Genomic DNA, 26552 nt, shown 5'->3' on the forward strand with positions numbered 1-26552 from the left:
TCGGAATGTGCCTGGGCATCCCCGGAAAGGTCACCACGGCGGACCGCGACGACGGCCTGCTGATGGGCACGGTGGACTTCGGCGGCGTCCGCAAACGGGTCTGCCTGGAGTACGTGCCGGGCGTGCGCACCGGCGACTACGTCATCGTCCACGTCGGCTTCGCGATCACCCTGGTCGACGCCGTGGAGGCCGAGCGCACGCTGGAGGTGCTGCGCGCGATGGGGGACGCGGTCGCGGCCGAGCTGGGGGAGCCGCTCCCGTGAAGTACCTCGACGAGTACCGGGACCCCGGGCTGGCGCGGGTGCTGCTGGACCGGCTGCACCGGGTGGCCACCCGGCCGTGGAGCCTGATGGAGGTCTGCGGCGGGCAGACCCACACGATCGTGCGGCAGGGCATCGACGAGCTGCTGCCGGCCGGGATCCGCATGATCCACGGGCCGGGCTGCCCGGTGTGCGTGACGCCGCTGGAGACCCTGGACCGGGCCATGGCGATCGCCGCCCGGCCGGGCACGGTCTTCACCAGCTTCGGCGACATGCTGCGGGTGCCCGGCTCGCACACCGACCTGCTGGCGTTGCGGGCCCGCGGCTGCGACGTCCGCGTCGTCTACTCGCCCATGGACGCGGTGGTGCTCGCGCAGCAGAACCCGGACCGGCAGGTGGTGTTCCTCGCCGTCGGGTTCGAGACCACGGCGCCGGCGAACGCCATGGCCGTGCTGCGCGCCGCCGGCCTGGGCCTCGCCAACTTCAGCCTGCTGGTCAGCCACGTCCTCGTCCCGCCCGCGATGACCGCGCTGCTCGGCTCGCCGGACTGCCGGGTGCAGGCGTTCCTCGCCGCCGGGCACGTCTGCGCGGTCATGGGCTGGACCGAGTACGAGCCGCTCGCCGAGCGCCACCGGGTGCCGATCGTGGTTACCGGATTCGAACCGCTGGACCTCCTGGAGGGCATCCTGATGGCCGTGACGCAGCTCGAGCAGGGCCGCCACGAGGTGGAGAACCAGTACGCCCGGGCCGTACGCCGCGACGGCAACACCGCCGCGCAGGACGCGATCCGCCGGGTCTTCCGCATCGCCGACCACGCCTGGCGCGGAGTCGGCACGATCCCCGCCAGCGGGCTCGTGCTGGCGCCGGAGTACGCCGCCTTCGACGCCGAACGCCGCTTCGACGTGGGGAACCTGACGGCCCGCGAGCACGCCGAGTGCATCGCCGGTGCCATCCTCACCGGGACCAGGGAGCCCACCGACTGCATCGCGTACGGCAGAACGTGCACGCCCCGGAACCCGCTGGGCGCGCCCATGGTGTCCAGCGAGGGCACCTGCGCCGCGTACTACTCCGCCGGGCGCACGAAGCCGGCGGCCGTTCCGGGGATCGTGCCGTGAGCACCGCCGACCTGCTGTCCGGCGCCTGCCCGGCCCCGCGCCGGGAGACCGAACGGGTGCTGCTCGGCCACGGCTCGGGCGGCCGGCTGTCCGCCGAGCTCATCGCGGACGTCCTGGTCCCGGCGCTCGGCGCGGCCGCCGTCGCGGGCCCGCTGGAGGACGCCGCCGTGGTCACGGCCGCGGGCGCCGACCTGGCGCTCAGCACCGACGCGTACGTGGTGACCCCGCTGTTCTTCCCCGGCGGCGACATCGGCCGGCTCGCCGTCCACGGCACCGTCAACGACCTCGCCATGCGCGCCGCGATGCCGCTGGCGTTGTGCGTCGCGTACGTCATCGAGGAGGGGTTCCCACTGGAGGACCTGCGCCGCGTCGCCGCCTCCGTGGGCGAGGCCGCCCGCGACGCCGGGGTCCGCGTGGTCACCGGGGACACCAAGGTGGTCAACCGCGGCGCCGCGGACGGGCTGTTCGTCGTGTCCACCGGGCTCGGCCGGCGGCTGCCCGGGACGGCGCCCTCGGCGGCGGGGGCGGCACCCGGTGACGCGGTACTGCTGTCCGGCGCGATCGGCAGCCACGGCGTCACTGTGCTGAGCACCCGTGAGGGCCTCGGCTTCGAGGCGGACGTAAGCTCCGACACCCGGCCGCTGCACCGGCTGGTCGAGGCGATGGTGCAGGCGGGCGGCGAGGGGGTGCACGCGCTGCGCGACCCGACCCGCGGCGGCCTCGCCTCGGCGGTCAACGAGATCGCGCGCGCCTCCGCGACCGGCGTCGAGATCGACGAGCCGGCGCTGCCCGTACCCGACGCGGTGCGGGCCGCCTGCGAGATGCTCGGGCTGGACGTCGCCCACGTGGCCAACGAAGGCTGCCTGGTCGCGTTCGTGGCCCCGGACTGCGAGGCGCAGGTGCTGGCGGCGATGCGCGACTGCCCGGAGGGGCGCGACGCCGTACGGATCGGCCGGGTGGTGGACGAGGAACCCGGACGGGTGTGGATGCGCACCGGTGTGGGGTCGCGCCGCGTGCTGGACATGCTGGTCGGTGAACAGTTGCCGCGCATCTGCTGACGGCCTGCCGGCCCGGCCGGGCAGGGCCTTCGCCGCTACCCCGCCCGGGCCGCGGCTCCCTAGCGTTACAGGCGCCTCGAGGAGGTCTGCCATGTCCGCCGACGTCAGCAAGCGCCGACCGGCGCGGGCCGCGCGCCGCTTCGGCTACACCGTGGCCGCCGCCGTCACCGTCGCGCTGCTCTACCTGATCAACGTCCGCCCGGGCTGGGACGCGGTGTCGTTCCTGACCCCGGACACCACCCTCGTCCTGGGGCTGGTCAACGCCTCGCTCATCGTCGGGCTCGTCGTCGACGCCGTGCAGATCGTCCACGACCCGCCGTGGGTGGTGGCGCTGGGCTCGCTGGCCACGACGTCCGTCGGGATCGCCGTTCTGGTCCGCGTCTGGCAGGTGTTCCCGTTCGACTTCGGCGACACGACGGTCAACTGGGCGACCGTCGTCCGGGTGCTGCTGGTCCTCGGCATCGCGGGCAGCATCGTCGCGCTCGTCGTCCAGGTCGTCGCCCTGTTCCGGGCCATGACACACCTGCCACCCGCGGGCGGCCCGGCGCCGCACGGCGGCCCGTAGCACCGGGGCCGTCGGACCGGGTCCAACGGCCCTGTCCGGTGCCCCGCCGGCGACGGACGATCTTCATAGGTCCCTTGCACGAGGGCAAGGCCGGATCCGGGAGGCAAGCCATGGCGCGCATCAGCCCGACCACCGCCCCGAACGTCCGCACCCACGGTCCCGTCGACGAGGCAGCGCGAACGTACGCCGTCGAGAAGCTCGAAGCGGCCCTGCACCACGCTCCGGCGCCGGTGCTGCGTTCCTGGCTGACCCTCGACGCGGCGGCGCCCGGCGACCGGGTCGACGCCCACGTCGACGTCAACGGCGTACCGGTCCACGTGCACGCGGTGGCCAGCGGCCTGCAGGAGGCAACCGACCTGATGCAGCAGAAGCTGCGGTCCTGCCTGCGCCGCATTCGCCGGCGCCCCGACCAGGGCCCGCCCGCACCGCCGCTGGAGGAGCCGGCGGTCTGACCACACCAGCGTCTCCGCCGAGGGCCCACCGTGACGGTGGGCCCTCGTTCCGCGTCCGGCCCTGGCAGGCTGGCCGGGTGATCGTCCACGAGCTGCCGACCCTGGCGGTGGCGTCGCTGGCGGCGTTCGGGCTGGCCCTGCTGTCGGCGGTGGCCGGTTTCGGGGGCGGGGTGCTGCTGCTGCCGGTGTTCGCCGCGCTGTTCGGGCTGCCGGTGGCCGTACCGATGCTGACGCTGACGCAGGTGTCCGGCAACGCCTCCCGGGTGTGGCTCAATCGCACGCAGCTGCGGTGGCGGCTGATCGGCTGGTTCGCCGCGGGCGCGGTGCCGCCGGCCGTCGCCGGCGGGCTGCTGCTGGCGCACGCGCCGCTGGGAGCGCTGCAACGCCTGCTGGGCGTCTTCCTGATCGGGGTGGTGATCTGGCGGCGGCGCAACCCCCGCCCGCACAGGCCGTCCGACCGCGCCTTCGCCGCGGTGGGAGCCGCGTCCGGGCTGGGCTCGTCGTTGCTGGGCTCGGTGGGACCGCTGACCGCGCCGTTCTTCCTTGCGTACGGGCTGACCCGCGCGGCCTACATCGGCACCGAGGCGGCCGCCGCGCTGTCGATGCATCTGGCGAAGATCGCGGCGTACGGCGCGGGCGACCTGCTGACCGGCCGGGTTCTGCTGTTCGGTGCCGCGCTGACGCCCGCGACGCTCGCCGGGTCCTGGGCCGGCAGGAGGATAGTCGGCCGGATCAGCGACCGCGCCTTCGTGACGCTGGTGGAGATCGGGCTCGTCGCCGCGGGAGTGTTGTTCCTGATCGGACCGTGACGGTGGCGCGGGCGCGCCGGGTCCAACGGCCCTGTCACGCACCGGGCGCCGGGCCCAGGCTGGAGCGGGCAGGGACGACGACGCCGGGAGGTGCGCGATGACCCTCATGACGCCACGGATGGCGCGCTGGATGTACCGCGGTGGCCGGCCGAACCGCATCGCGCGGGCGATGAACCGGCTGTCCGCCGTGCAGTTCGCCCACGGTGTGCTGGCCCCCGACCGGGCGGTGACGCTGGAGGTGCGGGGCCGCAAGAGCGGGCGGCCGGTCACGCTCCCGCTCGTGGTGGCCGATCTGGACGGCGAACGCTATCTCGTGTCGATGCTCGGCGAGGATGCCGGCTGGGTCCGCAACGTCCGCGCCGCCGGCGGACACGCCGTCCTGCGGCACCGCACCCGCGAGGACATCGTGCTCGTGGAGGTGCCGCCGCAGCAGCGGGCCGCCATCCTGCAGCGCTATCTGCAGCTCGCGCCGGGCGCGCGCCCGCACATCCCGCTGGACCGGCACGCGCCCCTCGCCGATTTCGCCGCGATCGCCGGGCAGTACCCGGTCTTCCGGATCACCGCCGGGAACTAGGTCCTTCGCTCGCGAGCAGGGCGGCTCTTCCGCAGCGCCCGCCGGACGCGTTCGCTGAAAAGGGGCGGGTGCTGTCGCGGCGAGCCCCGGCGGAGGTGTGCCATGACCAGTACCGCAGCGGGTCCGCTGTTCTCGAGCCGGCCGGAGGCCGGCCGCCGCCTGGCCGGCGTGCTCTCGTATCTGCGCGGGCCGGACGTCGTGGTGCTCGGCCTGCCCCGCGGCGGCGTGCCGGTGGCGGCGGAGGTCGCCCGGGCCCTCGACGCGCCGCTCGACGTCGTGGTGGTGCGCCGGGTCACCGTGCCCGGGCGCCCCGACCTCGTCGCCGGCGCGGTCAGCGAGGAGGACATGACCGTGGTGGACACCGAGATGATCAAAGCGCACCGGGTGAGCTGGCAGGCCCTGCACCGGGCCGAACGGATCGCGCGCGCGGCCGTGGAGTACAGCGTCGCGGTCCTGCGGAGCACCCGCTGGTGCGAGCCCCTGGTGGGCCGTACGGCGCTGATCGTCGACGACGGCATGGCGACCGGCGCGACCGCGCGCGTGGCGTGCCTGGCGGCCCGGGCGCGCGGCGCGGACCGGGTCGTGGTCGCCGTGCCGGTCGCACGACCCGGTGCCTCCGCGCTGCTGGCCGGTGTGGCGGACGGGGTCGTGTGCCTGCACCGCCTGCACGGGCTGGTCAGCGTCGGGCAGGCGTACCGGGATCTGCCGCCGGTGTCCGATGAGGAGCTCCTCCCGGTGCTCGCCCGCGCCGCGGCCCGTCCTCGCGCGGTCCGGGGCTGATCGTGGCGCCCGGCGTCCCGCGGCCGACCGTCGGGGTCGAGGAGGAGTTCCTGCTCGTCGACCCCGGCGAGGCCCGCCCGGTGCCCGCGGCGCCGCACGTCCTGCGGCTGCTCGCCGGCACCGCCGGGCTCCAGCCGGAGCTCATGCGGTACCAGATCGAGGCGAACACACCCGTGTGCACCGGCCTCGGGGAACTGCAGGACGAGCTGACGGGTCTGCGGGGCCGCCTCGCGGGCGCCGCCGCCGCGCTCGGCTGCCGTCTCGTCGCGACCGGTGTGGCCCCGGTGCGGCCCGCGGATCCGATCACGCTGAGCGACTCGCCGCGCTACCACGCGCTCGCCCAGCGGTATCCCGCGCTCACCGCCGTGTCCGGCACCTGCGGCTGCCACGTGCACGTCGGCGTCCCCGACCGGGACACCGGGGTCGCCGTTCTGGCCCGGCTGCGGCCGTGGCTGCCGCTGCTGCTGGCGGTCAGCGCGAACTCGCCGATCGAGAACGGGCGCGACAGCGGCTGGGCGAGCCGGCGCTACCGCAACGTGTCCCGGTGGCCCACCGGCCGGGCGCCGGCGGTGTGGCGCGACGCGGGCCGCTACGACGCCTGCGTGCGCCGCCTCATCCAGCGCGGCGCCGCGCTGGACGAACGGTCGGTGTACTTCCTGGCCCGGCTGTCGCCGCGCTACCCGACGGTCGAGATCCGCGTCGCCGACGTCTGCCTGGACGTCGGTACGGCGGTGCTGGTGGCCGCGCTGATCAGGGCGCTGGTCGCGACCGCGCTCGCCGCCGGGCGGCACGAGCCCGCGCCGCCCGTGCCCCGGCACCGGGTGGAGGCGGCGCTGACGGCCGCGGCCCGGCACGGGCTGACCGGCGCCGGCGTCGACCCGCCGACCGGTGCCGGCGTCCCGCACCGCCGGCTGCTGGACCGGCTGCTGAACCATGTGGAACCCGCCCTCGACGCGCTCGGCGACCGGGCGCTCACCGAGGTGCTCGTCCGGCGTCTCGACACCGGCGGCACCGGAGCCCAGCGCCAGCGCGCGGTGTGGGCGGCGCACGGGCCGGCCGCGTACGCCGATCTGATGGCGGCGGCAACGGTCGCCGTGCCGGGGGACCGGCGGGTGGACGGCGAACCGCCGGATCCGCCCGCCGGCCGGGCCCTGAGTGTCGGTCCCCACCCACGTTCCGGCCAGGGCCGGAAGGCCCGTCCGGAGGCCGCGGTCTCCGGGCCCGGCACCGTCCGGGCAGGAGGGTGAGCGGCGGGAGGGGCCGTTCGGCCCTGACCGCCGCCGGTGCCCGAGAGGTCCGATAGAGACAGCGGAGACGATGGAAGGAGGGCTGGAGATGGCTGCGCTGCTGCCACGCCTGTTCGGTGACATGTCGGACTGGTTCGAGATGGAGTTCCCGCGTCCCGCGCCCCCGATCCGGTTCGAGGACAAGGTCAGCGACAAGGAGTACGTACTGCGCGCCGAGCTGCCGGGCCTGGAACCCGACAAGGACGTGCAGATCAGCACTCACGACGGGGTGCTGACCATCAAGGCGGAACGCCGCGAGGAGGAGAAGGGCCTGAACCGCTCCGAGTTCCGGTACGGCATGGTGCACCGTTCCGTGCGGCTGCCGGCGAACGCGGACGAGGCGGGGATCAAGGCCACGTACCGCAAGGGCATCCTGGAGGTGATCGTGCCGCTGACCGCGCCGGCGCCGACGGCGCGCCAGATCGAGATCACGACCGGCGAATGAGGCCGGGAACGAGGGCGGTGGGGCCGGTACCCACCGCCCTCGGCGTCTCGTGAAAGGGGCACGCGCGATGCGATGGCGGCTGGCCGCCGCCGCTGAACTCCTGCGCCGGGCACGCGGCCCACGGCCGCGTGCCCGGATGGCGTCACGACGACCGGTGCTCCACGTGCGCCTCGGGCCCCGGGAACACCAGTGCCTCGTGGTCGGTGTCCAGCCAGCGCACCTGGTACGGCGGGCTGCCGTCGGGATGCGGCACGCCGATGATGACGCCGACGCGCTGCGGGTCGCCGAGGTGGATGCCCTTCATGACGAGCCGGTCTCCGGTTCGGGCGTTCATGGTTCCTCCGTCTCGATGGTCTCTGCACGTGCGGGGCGGCCCCGGTGCCGGGGCCGCCCCACGGCTCACTGGCGCACGGCCGGCTCGGACGCCGGCGCCGGGACGTCCACCGGTACGGGCAGCACCACGACGGGGCAGACCGCTTTGCGGATGCACTCCTCGCTCACCGAGCCGAGCACGGTGTGCCGGACGCGGCTGTGCCCGTGGCTGCCCAGCACCAGCAGGTCCGCCGTACGGGCGGCGCCGGTGAGGACATCGGCGGGCCGGCCCTCGATGATCTCGCCGGCCACCGGCACGTGCGAGCCGTGCCGGGCGACCAGTGCCTTGATCTCGCGGTCGAGCAGGGCAGCGGCCTGATCGGCGGCCTCCCGGGGGCTGGTGGCGGCGATGGGGCCGTACTCCATGCCGTCCCACGACCAGGCGACGACGGCCTGTACGGCGCCCCCGCGGCCGGCCGCCTCGGTGACCGCCCAGTCGAGGGCGCGACGGCCTCCCTCGGAGCCGTCGACCCCGGCGACGATGAGATAGGTGGCGCTCATGGCTGCTCCTTCCCGTGGTGGATCCACTGCGGCACCCTCATTCAGGCCCCGGACGCGCCCCGGCGGTAGGGCACGCCTGCCCGCGGGCCAGGGACCTTGGTCCGTTGCCGTGGCCGGCGCGCTGTCTCAAGCGGAACCCCGTGGCGCGGCGAGGAGGATGCCACTGTGGACCGGGACCTTGGACCCTGCCGGTGGCCGCGGCGCCCGCAGAGCATGGAGGGGAGGAGGTGGCCGCCATGCTCCTGATCCTTCTGCTGACCGCGGCGCTGGTCGGCGCATGCGCGTACACGGTGTGGCCCCGTGACGACGAGGCCGCAAGTGCGGACGCCGGCCGCGAGGCGCCGGCGCACGAGCCGGTGACCCTCGAGGGGGCTCTGGTGGTCCAGTTGGTGGCCGGGGAGATCAGCCGGCCGCAGTACGTGCACGCCATGGAGAAGCTGGCCGCCCGTGACGACGAGCGTCATCCGCTGGCCGTGCCGCCCGACAACGGCCCGGCCGCCGCCGGCGCTTGACCCGCCGCGGCCCGGCGCCCGGCGCGGCGTGCGACCGGCTGTGGGCCCGATGCTCGACCGGGCGCGACCCGGCGGCCGGTGCAACGTGCGACCCGCCGTGACCCGCGATCGAGACGCCGTGGCCCGGCGGCCGGCCCGGTGCTTGACCGGCCGCCGGCCCGGCACGCCGGGGCCTTCGGCCCGTGTCCGGTCGCGGTGCGGCGTCGAGGATGGACGGTGAGGGGAGGAGGGCGACGATGCTGGCGATACTGGTGATCACGTTGATGGCGGCGCTGGTCGTGGGCTCCTCGTGGCCCGCCATCCGCGACTGGAAGCGGGCGACCGATCAGGACGAGGCGCGCGAGCGCGCGGCGCCGGCCGAGCCGGTGGCCCCGGCGGAGTCGCTGGAGGGGGTCCTCGTCCGTCAAGTGATCGATCACGAGATCACGCCGCGGCAGTACCGCAATGCCATGCACCGGCTCGCCGAGCGCGACGCCGACCGGCATCCGCTGCCCGACCTGCCCGGCGACGCGCCGCCGGGCTGAGCCGGCGGCGCGATCGAGCGAGCGCCCGCGGGACAACGCCGCGGGCGGACGCCCCGCGGGCGCACCGCCGGGCCGCACGCTCAACGGACATGGCCGGGGTGGGCGCTGCGGGGGCGTCGCCGGGCCGCACGCTCAACGGACATGGTCGGGCCGGGCGCTGCGGGGGCGTCGCCGGGCCGCACGCTCAACGGACATGGCCGGGCCGGGCGCTGCGGGGGCGTCGCGCGGGGGGAGGCTTACGGGAGATCGCCGTCCTTGGCCCACGGGACGAGCAGCACGGGGCAGCTGGCGTGCACGGCCACGTCCTGGCTGACCGTACCGAGCAGGAACGGGCTGCGCGCCGGCCCGCTGCGGGTGCCGAGCACGAGCAGCGAGGCGTCGCGGGAGAGGGCGAGCAGCACGGTCGCCGGGTCTCCCACCGTCGTGTGCAGACGGACGCCGGAAAGGTCGCCGACGAAGCCGCGCAGCCGTTCCCGCAGCTCCGCGCGGGCCTCGTCGAGTTTGCGGCGGCGGTCGTCGCTGCGCCGCAGGGCGACGGTGGGCAGGGTGGCGGGCCGGCGCGGCTCGCCGCTCACATCGAGCACGTGCACCACCCGCAGGCTGGTGCCGAGACGATCGGCGTGCTGCCCGGCCGCCGCGATCACCCGTTCGTCGTGGTCGTTGCCGTCCACGCCGGCCACGACCGGGCCCGTGCCGAGCCCGGCAGATGTGAGATCCATGTCACCAGCGTGGGCGGCAGTGCCCGGGCGTGCCAGGTGCGAAGGTCCTTTGTCGCCGCCGGACTACCCCCGCTCCAGCGACAGCACCGTGTCGCGGATGTCGCGGATGATCGCGTCGACCTCGTCGATCTGTTCCTGGAGACGGTGCCGTACCTCCACGGAGGCCGCCCGGCCCGCCGCGCCCTGCAGGGCCAGGCCGTGCCGGAACAGCCGCTGGATGACCCGGTCGCGCAGCGCGGCCGCGATGTGCTCGCGGTCCTCCAGCATCCGGACGAGCTCGCTGTCGTGCCGGGCCTCGGCGAGCCGCAGCGCGAGGCCGGCCTGCCCGGCGGCGCCGCTGAGGATGTCGTGGTCCAGGTCGTCGAACGGTCCGTCGTCCGGGCGGCGCGAGACCAGCAGGACGCCGGCGAGCCGGCGCTCGGCCAGCATGGGCGCGGCCAGGCAGGCGCCGATCGTGGTGTCCTGCCGCGCGGGCCAGCCCCGCGGCAGCCGGGACCGGTCGCCGGCCACGGGCGCCGCCCGGTCCACGGCGTCGCCGACGATCGAGTCCTCGAGGCGGACGACCGTACCGGTGTAGCGGCCGTACATGCCGACGCCGACCGCGACCCGCAGGGTCGCCTCGTCATCGGTGGGCACGGCTGCGGCCGCCCCGGCCCCGCCCAGGGTCTCCAGCGCGCTGGTCACGAACTGCAGCAGCGCCACGTCCGGGTCGGCGTCGGCGAGCAGGGCGTTGGTGGCCTCCACCATGGCCGACTGCCAGGCCTGCCGGCGGCGTCCCTGCGCGAGCAGCGTGGCGTTCTCGATGGACACGCCGGCCGCGGCGGCGAGCGCGAGGACCAGCTCCTCGTCGTCCGCCGTGAACGCCGCCCCGCCCTGCTTGTCGGTCAGGTACAAGTTGCCGAAGACGCGGTCGCCCACCCGGACCGGCACGCCGAGGAACGAGGTCATCCGCGGATGACCGGCGGGGAAGCCGACCGAGGCGGCGTGGTCGCAGATGTCGCGCAGCCGCACCGGGTGCGGGTCCTCCACCAGCAGGCCGAGCATTCCCTTGCCCTCGGGCAGGTGACCGATGCGCCGGCCGGTCTCCTCGTCCATGCCGGAATGGATGAACCGGACCAGGCCGCCGTGCGACACCACGCCGAGGGCGGCGTACCGGGCCTGGACCAGGACCTTGGCGGCCTCGACGATGTGCCGCAGCACGTCGTCGAGGTCGTCGGCGCGGGCGATCGCGAGGTACGCCCGGAGCAGCCCGCGCAGCCGTCCCTGGGTCGCCTGGACCTCGCGGGCGCTGGCGACGAGCCGTTCGAGGATCTCGTCGAACTCCAGCCGGGCCGCGTGGGGGAAAGCCAAATCCATCGGATCGTCGGCGGTCGTGCCGCGCGCCGCCCGCTCGCCGAAGCCGTCTCTTTCGCTCATCGGGCACGCTCCCGCCTTGCCGCTTCGAGCTCCTGACCCCGCCCAGTCTGGCACTGGCGGCCTTCTGGGTGAACAGGCACAAATCGCGACATGGGAAAACCCGTCCCGCGGCGGACCGGATGATGACTATCGGCAATTGGTGAATCACAGCCGGTCATTTACCGTGGTCCGGCGGGACTTTGGGCCCTGCCTTCACGCGGACGGCGGCACTCAGGCTGGGAACACGTGCAGCGGCGAAGGGAGACCGAGATGACGGAGCCCGCGACCCTCGTGGCGGCCATCGCCGACGCCGAGGTGGTGGCTGTCGAACGGACCGAGATCTGCGGCACCCGGCACGCCGTCGCGGTCCGGGCGCTGCGGCGCATCCCCGAGGCCGCGGTGCCGGAGGCCGTCTCGCTGCTGCGGCGCGCCGGCGCGCGGCCGGTGGGGCCACCGGTCGCGATCTTCCGGCAGCGCACGGCCGCGGAGTTCCAGGTCACCGTCGGCTGCCCGGTACGCACGCCGGTCTCGGCGCAGGCGGGCATCGTCGCCGACGAGCTCCCCGGCGGGCACGCCGTGCAGGCGATCCACCTGGGCCCGTACGAGACGCTGCCGTCCACGTACGACCGGCTCGCGGAGTGGCTCACCGGCCATCGGTTCCCGCCCCCGTCGCTGATGTGGGAGGAGTACGTCGTCGGCCCGGACGACGCGGAGGACCCGGGACAGTGGCGTACCCGCATCGTGCTGCCGTTGCCCGCGTCGTTCCGGCCGGAGCCGGAGTGCCGCCCGCACGGCGTGCGCTCACACGCCTGAGACGCACCAGAAAGGGGCCCGCCCGACGCTCACCACATCGGGGTGAGCAGCCCCAGGTGGCCGTCGAACCGCCGGTACAGCACGGCGGCCCGGCCCGAGCCGACCCCGGTGAACGGCAGGAAGGCGGCCGCCGAGGCGTCCAGCGCCCGGACCGCCTCGGGCAGGGTGAGGCTGGGCAGGCGCGCCGGCGCATCCGCGACCGGTACGCCGTCGGGCGCACTCTCCAGCAGATCCGGGCGGTCGGCGCCGACCCGGTAACCGGCAGCGCCGGCGCGCGTGGCGACGGCGTCCTGGCCGCTGGCCCCCTCCACGAACAGGTGGAAGTCGTAGTCGCGTAGGTCCATGGTCAGCGCCGCGGCCCCGAGGTTCTGCGCGGCCGGGGGGCAGGCCTTGTGCCGGGCGACCCGGCGCGCCTTGCCGCCGATCTTGATGACCGGCGGGATCGTCCGCGCCGTCCGCAGGTCCCACGCCTCGCCGGTGAACGACGGCGGGCCGGCCTCGGCGTGCGTCAGGCGCCGCTCCAGCCGGGCGACGCGCGGCACGAGCGCCGCCACGGCCCGGTCGATCGCCTCGGCCACCGTGCCGGCGGACGCCTGCGCGCGCACCATGCGGCTCGACAGCTCCACGTTGAGCTGGGCGACCGCCACCGGCTCCCGGTCGCCGCCACGGTATTCCGCCAGCTTGAACCGGATGTGGCTCACCCCGGTCCCGGTCAGTCGCGCCCCGGCGACGGCGTGCCGCACGTACGCGATGTCCTGCGTGGTCACCGGCCCTCGGACGAGAATGTCCACGTCCTCGTCGGACACGACCGCGGTTCTGAAGCCTGGCATGGGCAGCTCCCTCCGGGGGTCCACTCTGGGTGACTGCTTGATCACCTACAAGGGGCCGAAGGTCCCGAACGCGGATGGTCACCAGGCGCCGGACGGGTCGCCGGCCACGATCGGATCGACCGGTGGCAGCACGATCAGCGGGCAGTGGGTGCGGCCGACCAGGCCCCGGACGGTGGATCCCACCGCCTGCCCCGCCCCGCCGAGACCCCGCGCCGCCAGCACGAGCAGCGCGGACGTGCGGCTGAGCTCGACCAGCGCGCGGACGGGCTCGTCGTCGTACAGGATCTCCCGTTCGGCGGCGTCGGCCTCGTCGACCGGCAGATAGTCGTAGAGCACCTGGGACAGCAGCAGGTCGGCGTCGGTCATCCGGTCGTGGCGGCAGCGGCGGACGCCCTCGGGCGGCCGGCCGTGCCGCGTCCAGACGTGCACGGCCCGCAGCGGGACGCCGCGGCGTACGGCCTCGATGGCGGAGAACGGCAGGATGCGGCGTGGGTTGGCGTCGTCGTCGAGGGCCGCGACGACCGCGGTGGCGGCGGAGTGCGGGGACCGGCCGGGGACCAGCACGGCATCGCCCGCGATCACCGGTCCGGCGCCGCCCGGCCGGCGCCCGCGCAGCAGGTCGCGGATGGCGGCGGCGATGTCGTCGGGACGCATCGTCGAGGAAGAGGGAGACGTGTTCATCGCTCACCGTCCTCGTCCGGGGCGGCCGTACCGTCAGCATGGTCCGCGGCGGTGCCGGTGCCCAGGGGCGATGGTCTGCGACTCATGGCCGGCGGGCGCCGCCGCTGGGCCCGTCGCGACGGGCCGGGCGCCTCTGGCCGTACCCGGCCGGGCCCGCACACGCTGGGCGTGGGGGAGGGACGACGGCGTCCCCTCCCGCAACGAAGGGCACTGCGATGAGAAGGATCTCTGGACGGGCGGTGGCCGCCCTCGCCGCGGCGGCCGTCCTGCTGAGCGGGTGCGGAGGCGGCGGTTCGCCGCAGACGCCCGCGTCGGCGCCCGGGCCCGGGCCCACGGTCACCACGGCGGCACCCACGGCCACCGAGTCGCCGGCCGGCACCACGGCGCCGACCACCAAGCCGAGCGTGCCGGGCGGCCAGGGCGGCGCGTCCACCCCGGCGACGACGACCCACTGGACGTCCGGGCCGGTCACCGTCCGGCACAACCCGGTCGTGCCGCCGGTCCCGGTGCTCGTCGGGGTCCGGTACGCGGCGCACTCGAAAGAGGGCTTCGACCGGATCGTGTTCGACCTCAAGGGCACCGGGCTGCCGGGCTACTCGGTGCGCTACGTGTCCGAGGTCCGCGGGGATCCGTCCGACCGGCCGGTACGCGTACCCGGCCGGCGCTTCCTGCTCGTGGTCCTCAACCCGGCGCAGGCGCACCGGGACGACGGCACCGACACGGTCTCCGGCTCGCATCGCCTCGACCTGCCGATGATGCGGGGCTACGCCGTCGCCGGTGACTACGAGGGCTACGTCTCCATCGCGATCGGCCTCGACGACGTGGTCGGGTACCGCGTCGGCGAGCTGCCGGGCCGCATCTACCTCGACGTCGCCGCGTGACCGGCGCCGCGCACCGACCGACAAGGAGAGTCTCGATGACAGTGCGAACCGGCGGCGCGGACGCGCCGCGGACGCTGCCGCCGGCCGTGCTGACCGGGTGCGTACGTTCGGCCACCGCCGCGCCGTCGCTGCACAACAGCCAGCCGTGGCTGTTCCGGGTCACCGGCGACGGGGTCGACGTGTACGCCGACCCGCGCCGCAGGCTGGAGGGGCTCGACCCGGCCGGCCGGGAGTTGTTCATCAGCGTCGGCGCCGCGGTCTTCACGCTGCGCCTGGCGATCCGCCGGGAGGGTTTCCTGACCCGCTGCGCCCTGTTCCCCGACCCGGACGACGCGGACCTCGTGGCCCGGGTGACGGTCGGCCGTCCCGCCGTGCCGAGCCCGGCCGTGGAGGCGCTCGCCGACGCCATCGCCCGGCGGCACAGCAACCGGGGTCCGTTCACGGAGGATCCCGTGCCGGCGACGACGCTCGAGCTGCTGCGCGACGCCGCGCACCGCGAGGGTGCCGTGCTCACCGTCGCCGACGCCGCCACCCGGGATGCGATCGTCGCACTGTCCCACGCGGCGGACCGCAGTCTGCGCGCCCGCGGCGGCTACCGGGCCGAGAAGTCGCGGTCGGTGCGGCACCCGCGGCGCGACGGGATGCCGTTCTCGCCCGTCGGGCCGTGGGACGCCCTGGAGGCCGTGCCCACGCGCGACTTCGGGCTGCTGCCCGAGCAGCCGCCGGAGACCGGGGCGTTCGAGCCGTACCCGACGATCCTGGTGCTGTCCACGCCGGGCGACGACCGGGCGCACTGGGTGATCGCCGGGCAGGCGCTGCAGCGGGTGCTGCTCGCCGCGACGTGGCAGAACCTGGCCACGACGCCGGCCAGCCAGCCGGTCGAGGTGCCGGCCGTACGCCGGCGGCTCACCGACGGCGCCCGCGGCCTGTGGGCGCAGATGGTGATCCGGATCGGGTACGGCCGTCCCGCGGCCGCCACTGCCCGCCGGGACCTGTCCGAGGTGCTGCTGCCGGACTGACCCCGCCGCGATCAGCGGTGGGCGGCGACGCCGGTGCGACCGGTGCGCATCGGCGTCGCGGCGTGTTCGGCGCCGGCGAAGGCCCCGCGCCGCCACGCCGTCACGAGGATGCCCGCGGCGGCCCAGGCGGTCACGACGGCCAGATCGGACCAGGCGAAACCGGCGCCGCCCGCGTCCGGCCGGGTCGCGGCCAGCAGCGACTCCATGAGATGCCGCAACGGGAAGACCTCGCCGATCGTCCGCAGCCAGCCGGGCAGCGGCGCGTCGCCGACGACGAAGATCTCCGAGACGAAGCACAGCGGCAGCAGCGTGCCCAGCGTGATCGCGGTGAGCGAGCGGAGCCGGGGCAGCACGGCCGCCAGCGCGAGCCCGAGCGCGCAGAAGCAGATCCCGCCGAGGACCACCGCCAGCACGACCGCGGGCAGGCGTACGGGGTCCAGCCGCACCCCCAGCCCTGCGACGGCGACCACGCCCAGCAGGACGGCGCTGATCAGCCCCACGAGCAGGGCGCAGAGCACCCGGCCGCCGAGGTACCAGCGCACCGGCAGCGGCGTGCCACCGAGGCGTTTGAGCACTCCGTCCGCCCGGGCCGCCGCCACCGACTCGGGGAGGTTCACATAGCCGGCGAGCGCGGCCGCGTACGCGATCATGCCCGGCAGCAGGTACTGCGCCATGGTCAGCCCGTGCACCCGGGCGCTGCCGAACACCACCGGGAACAGCACCAGGATCAGCGCCGGGAAGACCAGGGTGAAGAAGGTGGCCAGGGCGTCCCGGCGCATGCCCAGCAGGGCGAAGCGCGTCTGTCCCAGGAGCAGCGCGACGGCCGTGGGCCGGCCCGTACGGGTGGCCGTGGACGGTTGCGGCACGACCCTCGCCGGGGTGCCGGCGGCGCCTGCGGGCCGGGCGGTGCGGCCTCCGGCCGAGCCGCGGGGGCTCCATCCGAACCGCCACATCGCCACGGCGGCACCGGCGACCGTCCACCCGGCGAGCATGGCCAGGTGGCCGGGGGACCAGCCGTACCCCGGATCGGGGTCGAAGGTGGCCGCGGCCGCATCGGCGAAGTGTTTGAGCGGCAGGGCCGTGCCGATGGCGGACAGCCAGCGCGGCAGGTCCGCGCCGACGATGAACACGTCGGAGATGAACGCCAGCGGGATGAGCAGGCCCTGCGCGGCGGTCTGGGCGGCCAGCACGGTCCGCGTCACCGACGTCAGCGCCATGCCGAGCGCGGCCAGGCAGGCCACCCCGAGCAGCAGGGTCACCAGCAGCGCCGGCATCTTGCGCCACTGCAGCGTCACGCCGAAGACGAGAACGCCGACCGCGCCGACCAGCAGGAACGAGGTGAAGGACGCCACCAGCGAGGCCACCACCCGCGAGGCCAGCACCGCCCGGCGGGGCACCGGGGCGCCCCGCAGGCGCAGCAGCACCCCGTTCTCCCGCAGGATCGCGGTGTCGATGGCCAGCACGCTGAACGCCGCCTGCGCCACGCCGAAGACGGCGAACGGCGCGACGAGGTACTGCACCACCCGTACGCCCTCCGGGGTGCGCTCGTCGCCCACGAGGGAGGCCACGATCACCAGGAACACGAGCGGGAAGATCAGCGTGAAGAAGGCGGCCATGGGGTTGCGGAAGAACGCGCGCACGGCGTGCCGGGACAGCGTCAGCGCGGGACGCGGGCGCAGGGCTCGGTCACTGTCCATCCTGGGCCTCACCGGTCAGCGCCAGGTACGCGTCCTCCAGCGTCGGCGGCTCCACGGCGAGGTCCGGCAGCTCGAGGCCCGCGTCGACGGCCCACGTGGTCAGCCGCCACGTGTCCACCAGCGGGGTGTGGGTGCGTACCCGGACCAGCCGGCCGTCGACCTCGGGGGTGCCGGTCAGGGCCGGCAGCCCGGCGAGCCCGGCCCGCGCCGGCAGCTCGAACGTGATCACCGTCGGCAGCCGGCCCTCGCTGCGCAGGCCTTCCGGTGAGCTCAGCGCCACCAGCCGCCCGGCGACGAGCACGGCCACCCGGTCGGCGAGGCGCTGCGCCTCCTCCAGGTAGTGCGTGGTGAGCAGGATCGTGGTGCCGAGCCCGCGGAGCCGCTCGATCAGCTCCCAGGCGCGGCGGCGGGCGGCCGGGTCGAAGCCGGTCGTCGGCTCGTCGAGGAACAGCAGGTCGGGCGCGCCGGCCAGGCCCAGCGCCAGGTCGAGGCGGCGGCGCTGGCCACCGGAGAGCGCTTTGACCCGGACGTTGCGCTTGTCCGTGAGCTCCACCAGGTCGATCAGCTCGTCCGGGTCGTGCCGGCGCGGGTACAGCGACACCTGCAGGCGGACTAACTCGCGGACGGTGAACTCCTCCTCGAAGCCCGCGGCCTGCAGCACGATGCCGATGCGTTCGCGGTACGCCGTACCGCCGGTGGCCGGGTCGAAGCCGAGCACCGTGACCTCACCGCCGTCGCGGTCCCGGTAGCCCTCCAGGATCTCCACGGTCGTGGTCTTGCCCGCGCCGTTGGGGCCCAGCAGCGCGAAGATCTCGCCGGCGTCGACCGTGAAACTCAACCCGTCGACGGCGCGCACGGTGCCGTACGCGCGCACCAGGTTCCGTACGGTGATCGCCGGCGTGGCGGCCGCCTCGGCCCGTACGGTCGTCTCCGGCGCGGCATGCGGGTTCACAGCGGCTCTCCCTCGCGCTGCTCGAGCGGGACGACGGCGACCGGGCAGTGCGCTCCGGCCGCGACGGCTGCCGGGACGTCGCCGGTGCGCACCCGCCCCACCACCCCGCGGCGCTTGTCGCCGACCACGAGGAGCCGCGCGCCCGAGCCGGCCCGGATCAGCGCGCCGGCCACGGTGCCGTGCAGCACGGCCCGCCGCACCGGCACGGCCGGGTGTTTGGCGGCCGGCGGTTCCGTTTCGGCGGCGAGAAGATCCAGCGCGGCCGGCTCGACGGCGAAATGCGTCGACAGCGTCACGTCGTCGTAGAAGTAGTCGTCGTGGCTGGCCTCGGACACGTGCACGGCGCCCAGCGGGAAGTGGTGCTCGTCGGCCAGCGCGAAGCCGAACTCCAGCGCCGCCCGGCTCGCGGGGGAACCGTCCACCCCGACGACGATGTGGCCGGCGAGCGCCGCGGTGCGGTCCGGCGGCGTCTGCGGGCGGATCACCACCACCGGGCAGTGCGCGTGCCGCAGCACCCGGCGCGCCGTACGGCCGTTGCCGCCGGCGCCGATCGCGAGCAGCCGGACCCCCGCCGACGCCTCGACCAGCAACGACACCGGATCGCCGGCGCGGACGCGCAGGCTGACCCGGTGCCCGCCGAGGCGTGTCTGCATGCTCGCGTACGCGCGGGCCAGCGCCGGATCTGCCAGCTCGACGGCCGCCGCCGGCGCGTCGCCGCCGGCGCGGTCCAGCGGTGACCCCGGCGCGCAGACGTGCAGCAGGACGAGCCGGGCGCCGGCCCGTTCCGCCTCCTCGGCGGCCCAGGCCAGCGCCTGCTCCCCGCCGGCACCGCCGACGCCGACGGCGATCGAGGCGTCCATGGCGTTTCCCCTACTCGACGATGGTGATGACGTCCCGCGGGTCCCGGCGCGGTGCGGCCTGCTCGAGGGGTGTCACGGCGACCTCCGTCCGTCGGCCTGCTCTCACCGTGCCGGTTGCCCCGGCGGCCCGGTCAGGGGCGAAGGTCCCGTCCGGCCCGGCGGACGGCGGCGCTCAGCGGGAGAAGACGTCCAGGTGTCGTTCGGACGCCGCGAGCAGAGCGGTGTAGACCTGCTCGACGTCCGGGGCGGTCAGTCCGGTCAACGCGTCCTTCAGCTTCGCGATGTCGTCCCGCTCCACCTGCTGCCCGGCGGTGCGCGCCGCGGCCGGGCTCGCGCTGCCCTGTGCCAGCAGCCGGTCGTACGTGGCCTGCACGGCGGGATCGGTGAACCTGCCGGCGGCCTGGCCCGCGGTCGGGTCGGTCACGCCGTACCGCTGCAGCAGGGTGCGGACCGCGCTGAGGTGATGGTTCTCGGACATGGCGATGTGGCCGAAGAGCCCCGCGTCGGAGCGGGCGGCGAAGGCGGCGTACAGGTCGTGCGCCAGCTTCTCCTCCTGCGCCATCGACGCGAGCGTGGCCCGCTGGGCGGTCGTGAGAGTGCCCTGCTGGGCCGTGACGCCGAGCCCGGGGCAGAAGCCGTTGCTCATGCCGTACCCGTTCCCCATGCCCGTGCCGTACCCCATGCCCGTGCCGTACCCCATGCCCCTGCCGTAGCCCATGCCCATGCCCGCGCCCCACCCGGGACCCGGGGCGCTGCTCGCCGGCGCGGGGGCGGCGAACGGACCGGCGCCGGCCAGCGCCGGAGCCGCGGCCGCGAGCGCACCCAGGCCGAGCACGCCGGCCGCCACGACGCCGGTCGCCCGGAGGCTGATTCCCTTCATGGCTCCTCCTCGATGTCGGACACCCTCACCGTCGCTCGCCGGCATGGCCGTGGCGTGCAGCCGATGTGGAGACGGTGTGGAGACGAGCGCCGACGGGTCAGCGCACCGTGTACGCCGTCCGCTCGCTCTCGTGGCACCGGCGGCACGTGTGGACCTGAGGTGTGGTGATCTCGTCCTCGTAGTAGAACCAGGGCCCCCAGTCGTGCACTGTCCTCGACTCGGTCGCGGCGCACCGCGCACACCGGCGGCTCTGCTCGCACTTGCCGGGCGCGATGGAGGCGAACTGCCCCCAGGTGTGCCGGGTCTGCTCCTCGCGTCTGCCGCACTCCTCGCACACCCGCTCGGCCTCGCACCGGCGGCCGGGATACGACCACCGCCCGGAGTGCCGGCCCATCGCACACAACGCACTGCGCAGGATGCTCATCTCGGCTCCCGTCCGCGGTCCTTTCCTGCGACGCTAGGCCGCCGCCGGCGGGCGCCGTCAGGGCCGAAGGTCCAAAGGCACAATCGGACCGGCCTGTCGCCGCTGGTGGCCCGCGTCCGCCCGGCGTGTACTGGAGATGATCGCCGCACATCCCGCCGGCGGTCAGTGGTCAGGGGAGGCGGCCATGGCGGTCGTACGGTTGAAGAATCTGACAAAGGTCTTTCCCGGGGGCACCACGGCGGTCGACGACCTGAGCCTCACGATCGCGGACGGCGAGTTCCTCGTGCTGGTGGGCCCGTCCGGCTGCGGCAAGTCGACGGTCCTGCGGATGATCGCGGGGCTGGAGGACGTCAGCGGCGGGAATGTGCTCATCGACGGGGACACCGTCACCGACTGGCCGCCGAAGATGCGCGACATCGCCATGGTCTTCCAGAACTACGCGCTCTACCCGCACATGACGGTGCAGCAGAACATGGGGTTCGCGCTCAAGCTGCGGCACGTGGACAAGGCCGAGGCCCAGCAGAAGGTGAACGACACTGCGGCCCTGCTCGGGCTGTCGGCCCTGCTGGAACGCAAGCCGGTGGCCCTGTCCGGCGGCCAGCGCCAGCGGGTCGCGATGGGCCGCGCGATGGTCCGCCAGCCGCGCGTCTTCCTCCTGGACGAGCCGCTGTCCAACCTGGACGCCAAGCTGCGCGTGTCGATGCGCGCCGAGCTGGCCCGGCTGCACCAGCGCTACCGGATCACCACCGTGTACGTCACCCACGACCAGGTCGAGGCGATGACGCTCGGTGACCGGATCGCGGTGCTCGACCGGGGCAAGCTGCAGCAGATCGGTACGCCCGACGAGCTCTACCGCGCCCCGGCGAACCGGTTCGTGGCCGGCTTCATGGGCTCGCCCAGCATGAACTTCGCGACCGTCGGGGTGGGCGGGGAGGACGACCGGCTCACCGTGACCCTCGCCGGGCGTGAGCTGACCGTGCCCGGCGCGCTGCGCCGCCGCCCCGGCCTGGCCCGCTACCGCGGCTCCACCGTGGTGATGGGGCTGCGGCCCGCGGCGTTCGCCGCGTCCGGCACGACCGGCGCCGCCGAGTTCGAGGTCGTCCCGCTGGGCGTCGAGTCGCTCGGCGACGAGAAGCACGTGCTGTTCGAGGCGCCGGCGGCGGGCAGCTCCGCCAGGACGGCCGGCGCGGAGGACGTGCCGCTCACCGTCGACGACACGGCCGCCACCCCGCTGTGGACGGCCAAGGTCACCCAGCACGTCGACCTGGCCATCGGGCACCCGGTGACGCTCGCGGCGGACCTGCGGGAGGCGTACTTCTTCGACCCGGCCAGCGGGCTCGCCGTCCCCGAGGAGGAAGCGGTCGCCTCGCCGGAGCCGGCCGGGGCCGCCGCCGGCTGAGGACGCCGGAGGACGAAGGGCAGAACGATGAGGTCGGGCGACACGGGCGCGTTGATCGATCACTGGACGAGCGCCGGGCTGATCACGCCGGAGCAGGCGCGGCTGCTGCGGGCCGACGTGCCCGCCCCGCCGCGGCGCGCCGGGCTGGTCGCGGAGGGCCTGGGCTATCTCGGCGGAGCGCTGGTGGCGGTCGCTTCCGGCCTCGTCGCCGGGGAGTTCTGGGACGAGCTGGGTCGGGTGGGCCGGCCCGCCGTCGTGGGCTCGGTCGCGCTGCTGCTCGCCGTGGCCGGCGCTGTGGTGCCGGCCCGCCGGGGGTCCGCGGCCCGGCTGCGCGCGGTGCTGTGGGCCGGCGCCTGCGCCGCGCTCCTCGGCGCGCTTCTGCTGACCGAGGAGCTGACCGGCTGGAGCGCGGAGGGGACATTGGCGCTCGCCGCCACGGGCATGCTGGTGTGCGCGGCCGCGTTCTGGGCCCTGTTCCCGCACCCGCTGCAGCACGTCACGGCGTACGCGGCGGGTGTGCTGCTCGGCGCGGCGCTGACCGGGCTGCTGCCGCATCCCGGTGTGCTGCCGGGCCTCACGGTGTGGGCGCTCGGGCTGGCGTGGGGTCTCGCGGCCTGGGGCGGCGTCGTCCGTCCGGGCCCGCTGGGCCGGTGGCTCGGTGCGGTGGTGATGACCGGCGGAGCCGTCGCGGTGGCCGGGGTCGGCTGGGGCTCCGTCCTGGCGGTGGCCACGGTGGCCGCGCTGGTGGCGGCGGCGGTGGCGATCCGCGACACGGTCCTGCTGATCGTCGCGGCGGCGGGATCCCTGCTGATCCTTCCGGCCGTGGTCGGGCTGTGGTTCCCCGGAATGGTGAGCGCGGCCCTCGCGCTGCTGGTGACCGGCATGGTCCTGGTCGCCGCGGCGGTCCTGCTGGCACGGCGGCGGCCGCGGTCCCCGGCCGCGGGCGCCGACCGGCAGGCCGGTCCGAGACGTCCCGCGCTCACGGCGGCGGCTGTCGTGGTCGCCGCGACCGCGCTGGTCGTCGTCCTGGCCGGGACCTGATCGCGCACGCAGGTGAGCGGCCCGTACGCACCTCGTTGTGCGTACGGGCCGCGGTCCGCACCTACAGCAGGGGCGTACGCCCGGAGAAGCCGGTCGCGACCTGGACCCGGGGGAGCAGCGTGGAGCCGTCGCCCCGGTACAGGTAGACCGCGTTGTTCGATTTGAGCACCGCGGCCAGATCCAGGTAGCCGTCACGGTCGAAGTCCCCGGCGCCGACCAGGTCGCGCATGGTGTCCCAGCCGGTGCCCAGCTGCCGGCGGGCGGCGAAGCCACCGGAGCGCCCGGAGTAGAAGTACAGGACGCCGCTGGAGGTCAGCCGGGCCACCATGTCCGGGTAGCCGTTGCGGTCGAAGTCGCCCACGCCGGCCAGCTCGCTCATCGTGTCCCACCCGCCGGTGCCGACCTGGACCCGCGGTCCCAGCGTCGCGCCGGTCCGGCCCGGGTAGAGGTACAGGTTCTTGTTGCTGGTCTGGGCGGCGAGCAGGTCCGGGTAGCCGTCACGGTTGAAGTCGCCGATCGCGGTGATCTCCCGCAGGCCGTTCCAGCCGGTGGCGAGCCGCTTGCGGGTGCCGAAGCCGGAGCCGGTGCCCGGGTAGAACCACAGATCCCCGGTGGAGCTCTGCCGCGCGACGACGTCCTCGTGGCCGTCCCGGTCGAGGTCGCCGATGCGCACGATCGTGTTCATGGCGCCCCAGCCGCTGCCGAGGCCGAGGGCCGCGCCGGTGTCGAGGTACCGGCCGTTGCCCGGGTACAGCACGAGGGTGCCGTCGCTCGTCGTCCGGGCGAGCACATCGGACCAGCCGTTGCCGGAGAAGTCCGCGTACTGGGCTGAGGGCAGCGGGGCGACGTCGGCGTAGTCGTTGTCGATGTTGATGGTGACGCCGCCGTACGTCTCCGTGTGCCCGCCCAGGTACTGCTTGATCCGGCGGTGCGGCGACCAGTACGAGGCGGGGATGGCGGCGTCGTCCACGGTGGCCACGCCGTCCCAGCGGGCGAAGTCGAGGTAGTCCGGCCGCACGTAGCCGGCGGTGTTGTAGTTGGCGACCTGGTCGGCCACGCCGGAGCCCATGCTGCTGTAGAAGCCGGACAGGTAACCGCGGTCGTGCAGCCGCGCCGACCAGGCGCCCATGAAGGCGAGCACTCCGGCACGGCAGACGGCATCGTCCGTGCGGTACGCCTCCATGTCGTAGATCAGCGTGCTCTCGGCGCCCAGCCCCAGCGCCGTGGCCTGGGTGACCGCGTCGTCGGCGGTGGCCCGGCCCTGCGCGGCGGCCTGGGTGTCGTCGATCCGGTTCGGCTTGCTCGAAGTGGTGCACGAGGCCTGCGGACCGACGTAGAGCGGCAGCAGATGCCAGCCGCCCGCCTGCTGACGGGCGACCCAGTCCGCGGTCAGATTCGCCTGGGTGCAGCCCCGGTTGTTCCCGCCGAAGTAGATCCCCACCGCCCGGTACGGCGACGTCAGCCACGCGTCCATGGTGGCGTCGGGGGGCGCGGTGCAGGCATCGAACCCGGATCCGGTGAACGTTCCGGGCGCGGCGGCCGCCGCCAATGCCGGCGCGGGCGCCGCGGCCAGCGAGACGGCCGAGGCGCAGACGGTGGCGGCCATGGCGGACAGGAGACGGTGCGAGAGGCGCCGGACACGCGGCGCGGCACACGGTGATCCCATGGCGGACCTCGCTCACAGTGGACGTCTCCCGACGCAACCAAGCCGAGCCGCCGCCCGGAAGGGCCGAAGGACCCTTCTCCCGATCCGTCACGGGCGGCCGATGCGGACCCGCTCTCCCGCGCCGACCGGGTCGAGGTAGCGGCCGCCCGGTTCGGCCAGCGCGTGACCGAGCCCGTCCAGCCGGTACCGCATCGGTACGGCGGTCGGGATGTCGAGCCGTTCCACCTCGGCGGGCCCCAGCCCCTCCAGGTACATCACGAACGCGCGCAGGCTGTTGCCGTGCCCCACCACCAGGGGCGTCCCGCCGGCGCGGACCTCGGGGAACAGCGCGTCCGCCCAGTAGGGGAGCAGCCGCGCCCGCACGTCGGCGAGGCTCTCGGTGCGGGGGCGGTCCTGCGGGGCGAGGGCGGCGTAGCGGTCGTCGGCGTACATCGCGGCGGCGTCGGCCTCGCTCATCGGCGGGGGTGCGACGGCGTACGAGCGGCGCCAGGCGCGGAATTCCGTGGCGCCGGCCTCGGCGGCGACGGCCCGCTTGTCACGGCCGGTGAGGGCGCCGTAGTGGCGCTCGTTGAGCCGCCAGGACCGGTGCACCGGCACCCATCCGCAGCCGAGCCCGTGTGTCACGATCTCCGCGGTGGCGATCGAGCGCCGCAGCAGCGAGGTGTGCACGCTGGTGGGCCGTACGCCCAGCTCGCGCAACACCGCCGCCGCGCCGCGCGCCTGGCCGGCGCCCAGCGGGCTGAGCGGGACGTCGGACCAGCCGGTGAAGACGTCCGCCGCGTTGCTCACGCTCTGCCCGTGCCGCAGCAGCAGCAAGGCCCCCGTTGCCGTCGTCCCTCCACCCACACCGATCACGGTAGGGGACTCGGCGCCGCCGCCCCCGCTGCCATCCCGGCGAAGAAGGCGACCAGGTCGCGCGGGGCGTCGGCGTTGAAGATCGCTTCCAGGCTCTGCGCGGAGTCCTCGGCCGCCGCCTGCGCCCGGGGGAACATCGCTTCCTCGTACGCCGCCAGCGCGGACTCGACGTCGTCCCCGTGCTCGACGAGGGCCAGCGCCAGCTCGGCGCCGTCGAGCATCGCGAGGTTCGCGCCTTCGCCCGCGTACGGCGCCATCACGTGCGCGGCGTCGCCGACCAGCGTGACCCCAGGCACCCGGGCCCAGCGGTGACCGGCCGGCAGGGCGAAGATCTGCCGGGGCGTGATCGTGTCGTCGCAGTGGCGGATGAGCCCGGTCAGCTCGGTGGACCAGTCGGCGACCTGCGCCAGCAGGGCGCTGCGGGCCGCGGCGGTATCGGACCAGTCCACGCCGATCGTCCGCACCCAGTCCTCCGGAACGCGCAGCGACACGCCGATCTCGATGCGGCTGCCACCGTGCCCGAGGAAGGCCTTGTTGTCCGAGAGCGCGAAAATCATGCCGGGCCCCACGAGCGCGGCGAGCCGGGGGTGCGCTGCCGGGTCGCTGATGGTGATCTCGACGTGCGAGATGCCGCTGTACTGCGGCGTCGCCGGGGACACCAGCCGGCGCACCTTCGACCAGGTGCCGTCCGCCCCGATCAGCAGGTCGGCGACGGCCCGGGTGCCGTCGGCGAACGTGAGCTCGTGCCCGCCGCCGGGCAGCGGGGCGACTGCGGTGACCTTGTGCCCCCACCGGATGCGGCCGGGCTCGAGGGAGTCGAGGAGCAGGTCCCGCAGCGCCGTGCGGTCGATCTCCGGGCGCCCGCCCGTGCCGCCTTGCGGGCCGGCGTCGACGAGGACGTGCGCGGCCTTGTCGAGGACGCGGACGTGCTCGCCCTGCGGATGCGTGCGGCGGCGGAACTCCTCGTGCAGGCCGGCCTCGCGCAGCGCGAACTGACCGGACTCCTCGTGGATGTCGAGCGAGCCGCCCTGACGGCGGGCGGTCCGCGAGATGTCGGACTCGTGGACGGTGGACGCGATGCCGTGGTTCTGCAGGATTCTGGCGAGCACGAGCCCGGACAGGCCGGCGCCCACGATGGCGATGGTCGTCATGCCCGAACGCTATCACGAACACGTTCGTTGCGAACA

Annotated in this window: 31 protein-coding genes; 17 read left to right on the plus strand and 14 right to left on the minus strand. The window is 74.9% G+C overall.

The genetic code is table 11. The features are described 5' to 3' along the window. Positions 1–5: 5 nt before the first annotated feature. From AB0K03_RS06800 to AB0K03_RS06845, 10 genes are all read left to right on the plus strand, one after another. Complete coding sequence (locus AB0K03_RS06800) at positions 6–263, plus strand: HypC/HybG/HupF family hydrogenase formation chaperone (protein ID WP_364681510.1); 258 nt, start codon at positions 6–8, stop codon at positions 261–263. Continuing rightward, complete coding sequence (hypD, locus tag AB0K03_RS06805) at positions 260–1375, plus strand: hydrogenase formation protein HypD (RefSeq protein WP_364681512.1); 1116 nt, start codon at positions 260–262, stop codon at positions 1373–1375. Before AB0K03_RS06800 ends, hypD begins: the two co-directional genes overlap by 4 nt. Then, positions 1372–2433, plus strand: a complete 1062-nt coding sequence (gene hypE / locus AB0K03_RS06810) for a hydrogenase expression/formation protein HypE (protein WP_364681514.1) — start codon at positions 1372–1374, stop codon at positions 2431–2433. Before hypD ends, hypE begins: the two co-directional genes overlap by 4 nt. Before the next feature lie 91 nt (positions 2434–2524). Further along, positions 2525–2998, plus strand: a complete 474-nt coding sequence (locus AB0K03_RS06815) for a hypothetical protein (RefSeq protein WP_364681516.1) — start codon at positions 2525–2527, stop codon at positions 2996–2998. A 110-nt stretch (positions 2999–3108) separates the two neighbouring features. Beyond that, entirely contained in the window at positions 3109–3450 is a 342-nt protein-coding gene (locus AB0K03_RS06820; RefSeq protein WP_364681518.1) for a hypothetical protein, read from the plus strand. A 77-nt stretch (positions 3451–3527) separates the two neighbouring features. After that, the gene (locus AB0K03_RS06825; protein WP_364681520.1) at positions 3528–4259 is read left to right on the plus strand and encodes a sulfite exporter TauE/SafE family protein; all 732 of its coding nucleotides are present in this window, start codon (positions 3528–3530) and stop codon (positions 4257–4259) included. Between the two features lie 97 nt (positions 4260–4356). After that, on the plus strand, positions 4357–4833 hold the full coding sequence (locus tag AB0K03_RS06830) for a nitroreductase family deazaflavin-dependent oxidoreductase (protein ID WP_364681522.1): 477 nt from the start codon (positions 4357–4359) through the stop codon (positions 4831–4833). Positions 4834–4935: 102 nt separating this feature from the next. After that, the gene (locus AB0K03_RS06835) at positions 4936–5613 is read left to right on the plus strand and encodes a phosphoribosyltransferase family protein (protein ID WP_364681524.1); all 678 of its coding nucleotides are present in this window, start codon (positions 4936–4938) and stop codon (positions 5611–5613) included. A gap of 2 nt (positions 5614–5615) precedes the next feature. Beyond that, positions 5616–6860 (plus strand): glutamate--cysteine ligase, encoded by a 1245-nt coding sequence (locus tag AB0K03_RS06840; RefSeq protein ID WP_364681525.1) that lies wholly within the window; start codon positions 5616–5618, stop codon positions 6858–6860. 88 nt (positions 6861–6948) lie between these two features. Beyond that, complete coding sequence (locus AB0K03_RS06845) at positions 6949–7344, plus strand: Hsp20/alpha crystallin family protein (RefSeq protein ID WP_364681527.1); 396 nt, start codon at positions 6949–6951, stop codon at positions 7342–7344. A gap of 142 nt (positions 7345–7486) precedes the next feature. Here the strand turns inward: AB0K03_RS06845 and AB0K03_RS06850 are convergent, their stop codons facing one another. Continuing rightward, a complete protein-coding gene (locus AB0K03_RS06850; protein ID WP_364681529.1) occupies positions 7487–7678 on the minus strand; it encodes a DUF1918 domain-containing protein in 192 nt (63 codons plus the stop codon). A 65-nt stretch (positions 7679–7743) separates the two neighbouring features. Next, positions 7744–8217 (minus strand): universal stress protein, encoded by a 474-nt coding sequence (locus tag AB0K03_RS06855; protein ID WP_364681531.1) that lies wholly within the window; start codon positions 8215–8217, stop codon positions 7744–7746. Positions 8218–8453: 236 nt separating this feature from the next. Between AB0K03_RS06855 and AB0K03_RS06860 the strand changes: the two genes are divergently transcribed. Beyond that, positions 8454–8729, plus strand: coding sequence for a hypothetical protein (locus AB0K03_RS06860; RefSeq protein WP_364681532.1), 276 nt, complete (start codon positions 8454–8456; stop codon positions 8727–8729). A 236-nt stretch (positions 8730–8965) separates the two neighbouring features. Then, positions 8966–9253 carry a hypothetical protein gene (locus tag AB0K03_RS06865; RefSeq protein WP_364681534.1) on the plus strand — a complete coding sequence of 96 codons (288 nt, stop codon included), beginning with the start codon at positions 8966–8968 and terminating at the stop codon, positions 9251–9253. A gap of 236 nt (positions 9254–9489) precedes the next feature. Here AB0K03_RS06865 and AB0K03_RS06870 read toward each other — a convergent pair whose 3' ends face one another. Further along, complete coding sequence (locus AB0K03_RS06870) at positions 9490–9972, minus strand: universal stress protein (protein WP_364681536.1); 483 nt, start codon at positions 9970–9972, stop codon at positions 9490–9492. A gap of 63 nt (positions 9973–10035) precedes the next feature. Next, a complete protein-coding gene (locus tag AB0K03_RS06875) occupies positions 10036–11388 on the minus strand; it encodes a GAF domain-containing protein (RefSeq protein ID WP_364681538.1) in 1353 nt (450 codons plus the stop codon). 249 nt (positions 11389–11637) lie between these two features. On the opposite strand from AB0K03_RS06875, the gene AB0K03_RS06880 reads away from it, so the two are divergent. Continuing rightward, a complete protein-coding gene (locus AB0K03_RS06880) occupies positions 11638–12180 on the plus strand; it encodes a GyrI-like domain-containing protein (RefSeq protein ID WP_364681540.1) in 543 nt (180 codons plus the stop codon). A 29-nt stretch (positions 12181–12209) separates the two neighbouring features. Here the strand turns inward: AB0K03_RS06880 and AB0K03_RS06885 are convergent, their stop codons facing one another. Further along, the gene (locus tag AB0K03_RS06885) at positions 12210–13010 is read right to left on the minus strand and encodes a sigma 54 modulation/S30EA ribosomal C-terminal domain-containing protein (protein ID WP_364681542.1); all 801 of its coding nucleotides are present in this window, start codon (positions 13008–13010) and stop codon (positions 12210–12212) included. 78 nt (positions 13011–13088) lie between these two features. Then, positions 13089–13691 carry a universal stress protein gene (locus AB0K03_RS06890; RefSeq protein WP_364681544.1) on the minus strand — a complete coding sequence of 201 codons (603 nt, stop codon included), beginning with the start codon at positions 13689–13691 and terminating at the stop codon, positions 13089–13091. A gap of 215 nt (positions 13692–13906) precedes the next feature. On the opposite strand from AB0K03_RS06890, the gene AB0K03_RS06895 reads away from it, so the two are divergent. Beyond that, positions 13907–14572, plus strand: coding sequence for an AMIN-like domain-containing (lipo)protein (locus AB0K03_RS06895; protein WP_364681546.1), 666 nt, complete (start codon positions 13907–13909; stop codon positions 14570–14572). A gap of 35 nt (positions 14573–14607) precedes the next feature. Beyond that, positions 14608–15591 (plus strand): Acg family FMN-binding oxidoreductase, encoded by a 984-nt coding sequence (locus tag AB0K03_RS06900; protein WP_364681548.1) that lies wholly within the window; start codon positions 14608–14610, stop codon positions 15589–15591. An 11-nt stretch (positions 15592–15602) separates the two neighbouring features. Here AB0K03_RS06900 and AB0K03_RS06905 read toward each other — a convergent pair whose 3' ends face one another. From AB0K03_RS06905 to AB0K03_RS06925, 5 genes are all read right to left on the minus strand, one after another. Further along, a complete protein-coding gene (locus AB0K03_RS06905) occupies positions 15603–17288 on the minus strand; it encodes an ABC transporter permease (RefSeq protein ID WP_364681550.1) in 1686 nt (561 codons plus the stop codon). Next, a complete protein-coding gene (locus AB0K03_RS06910; RefSeq protein ID WP_364681552.1) occupies positions 17278–18240 on the minus strand; it encodes an ABC transporter ATP-binding protein in 963 nt (320 codons plus the stop codon). Before AB0K03_RS06910 ends, AB0K03_RS06905 begins: the two co-directional genes overlap by 11 nt. Next, complete coding sequence (locus tag AB0K03_RS06915; protein WP_364681554.1) at positions 18237–19100, minus strand: universal stress protein; 864 nt, start codon at positions 19098–19100, stop codon at positions 18237–18239. Before AB0K03_RS06915 ends, AB0K03_RS06910 begins: the two co-directional genes overlap by 4 nt. Positions 19101–19272: 172 nt before the next feature. After that, positions 19273–19980, minus strand: coding sequence for a DUF2202 domain-containing protein (locus AB0K03_RS06920; protein ID WP_364681555.1), 708 nt, complete (start codon positions 19978–19980; stop codon positions 19273–19275). Positions 19981–20077: 97 nt separating this feature from the next. Then, entirely contained in the window at positions 20078–20404 is a 327-nt protein-coding gene (locus tag AB0K03_RS06925; protein ID WP_364681557.1) for a hypothetical protein, read from the minus strand. A 184-nt stretch (positions 20405–20588) separates the two neighbouring features. Here AB0K03_RS06925 and ugpC point away from each other — a divergent pair, with 184 nt between their 5' ends. Together ugpC and AB0K03_RS06935 are read left to right on the plus strand one after the other, a co-directional pair. After that, positions 20589–21803, plus strand: coding sequence for a sn-glycerol-3-phosphate ABC transporter ATP-binding protein UgpC (ugpC, locus tag AB0K03_RS06930; RefSeq protein ID WP_364681559.1), 1215 nt, complete (start codon positions 20589–20591; stop codon positions 21801–21803). A gap of 27 nt (positions 21804–21830) precedes the next feature. Further along, the gene (locus AB0K03_RS06935; RefSeq protein ID WP_364681561.1) at positions 21831–22844 is read left to right on the plus strand and encodes a DUF2157 domain-containing protein; all 1014 of its coding nucleotides are present in this window, start codon (positions 21831–21833) and stop codon (positions 22842–22844) included. A gap of 61 nt (positions 22845–22905) precedes the next feature. On the opposite strand, the gene AB0K03_RS06940 is transcribed toward AB0K03_RS06935, so the two are convergent. The 3 genes from AB0K03_RS06940 to AB0K03_RS06950 form a co-directional block, all read right to left on the minus strand. Beyond that, the gene (locus AB0K03_RS06940) at positions 22906–24450 is read right to left on the minus strand and encodes a glycoside hydrolase domain-containing protein (RefSeq protein WP_364681563.1); all 1545 of its coding nucleotides are present in this window, start codon (positions 24448–24450) and stop codon (positions 22906–22908) included. A gap of 147 nt (positions 24451–24597) precedes the next feature. Then, positions 24598–25356, minus strand: coding sequence for a 2,3-bisphosphoglycerate-dependent phosphoglycerate mutase (locus tag AB0K03_RS06945; protein ID WP_364681565.1), 759 nt, complete (start codon positions 25354–25356; stop codon positions 24598–24600). A gap of 5 nt (positions 25357–25361) precedes the next feature. After that, positions 25362–26516 carry an NAD(P)/FAD-dependent oxidoreductase gene (locus AB0K03_RS06950; RefSeq protein WP_364681567.1) on the minus strand — a complete coding sequence of 385 codons (1155 nt, stop codon included), beginning with the start codon at positions 26514–26516 and terminating at the stop codon, positions 25362–25364. Positions 26517–26552: the final 36 nt, after the last annotated feature.

Origin of the sequence: Actinoplanes sp. NPDC049316 (assembly GCF_040677315.1) — a bacterium.
Taxonomy (GTDB): Bacteria; Actinomycetota; Actinomycetes; order Mycobacteriales; family Micromonosporaceae; genus Actinoplanes.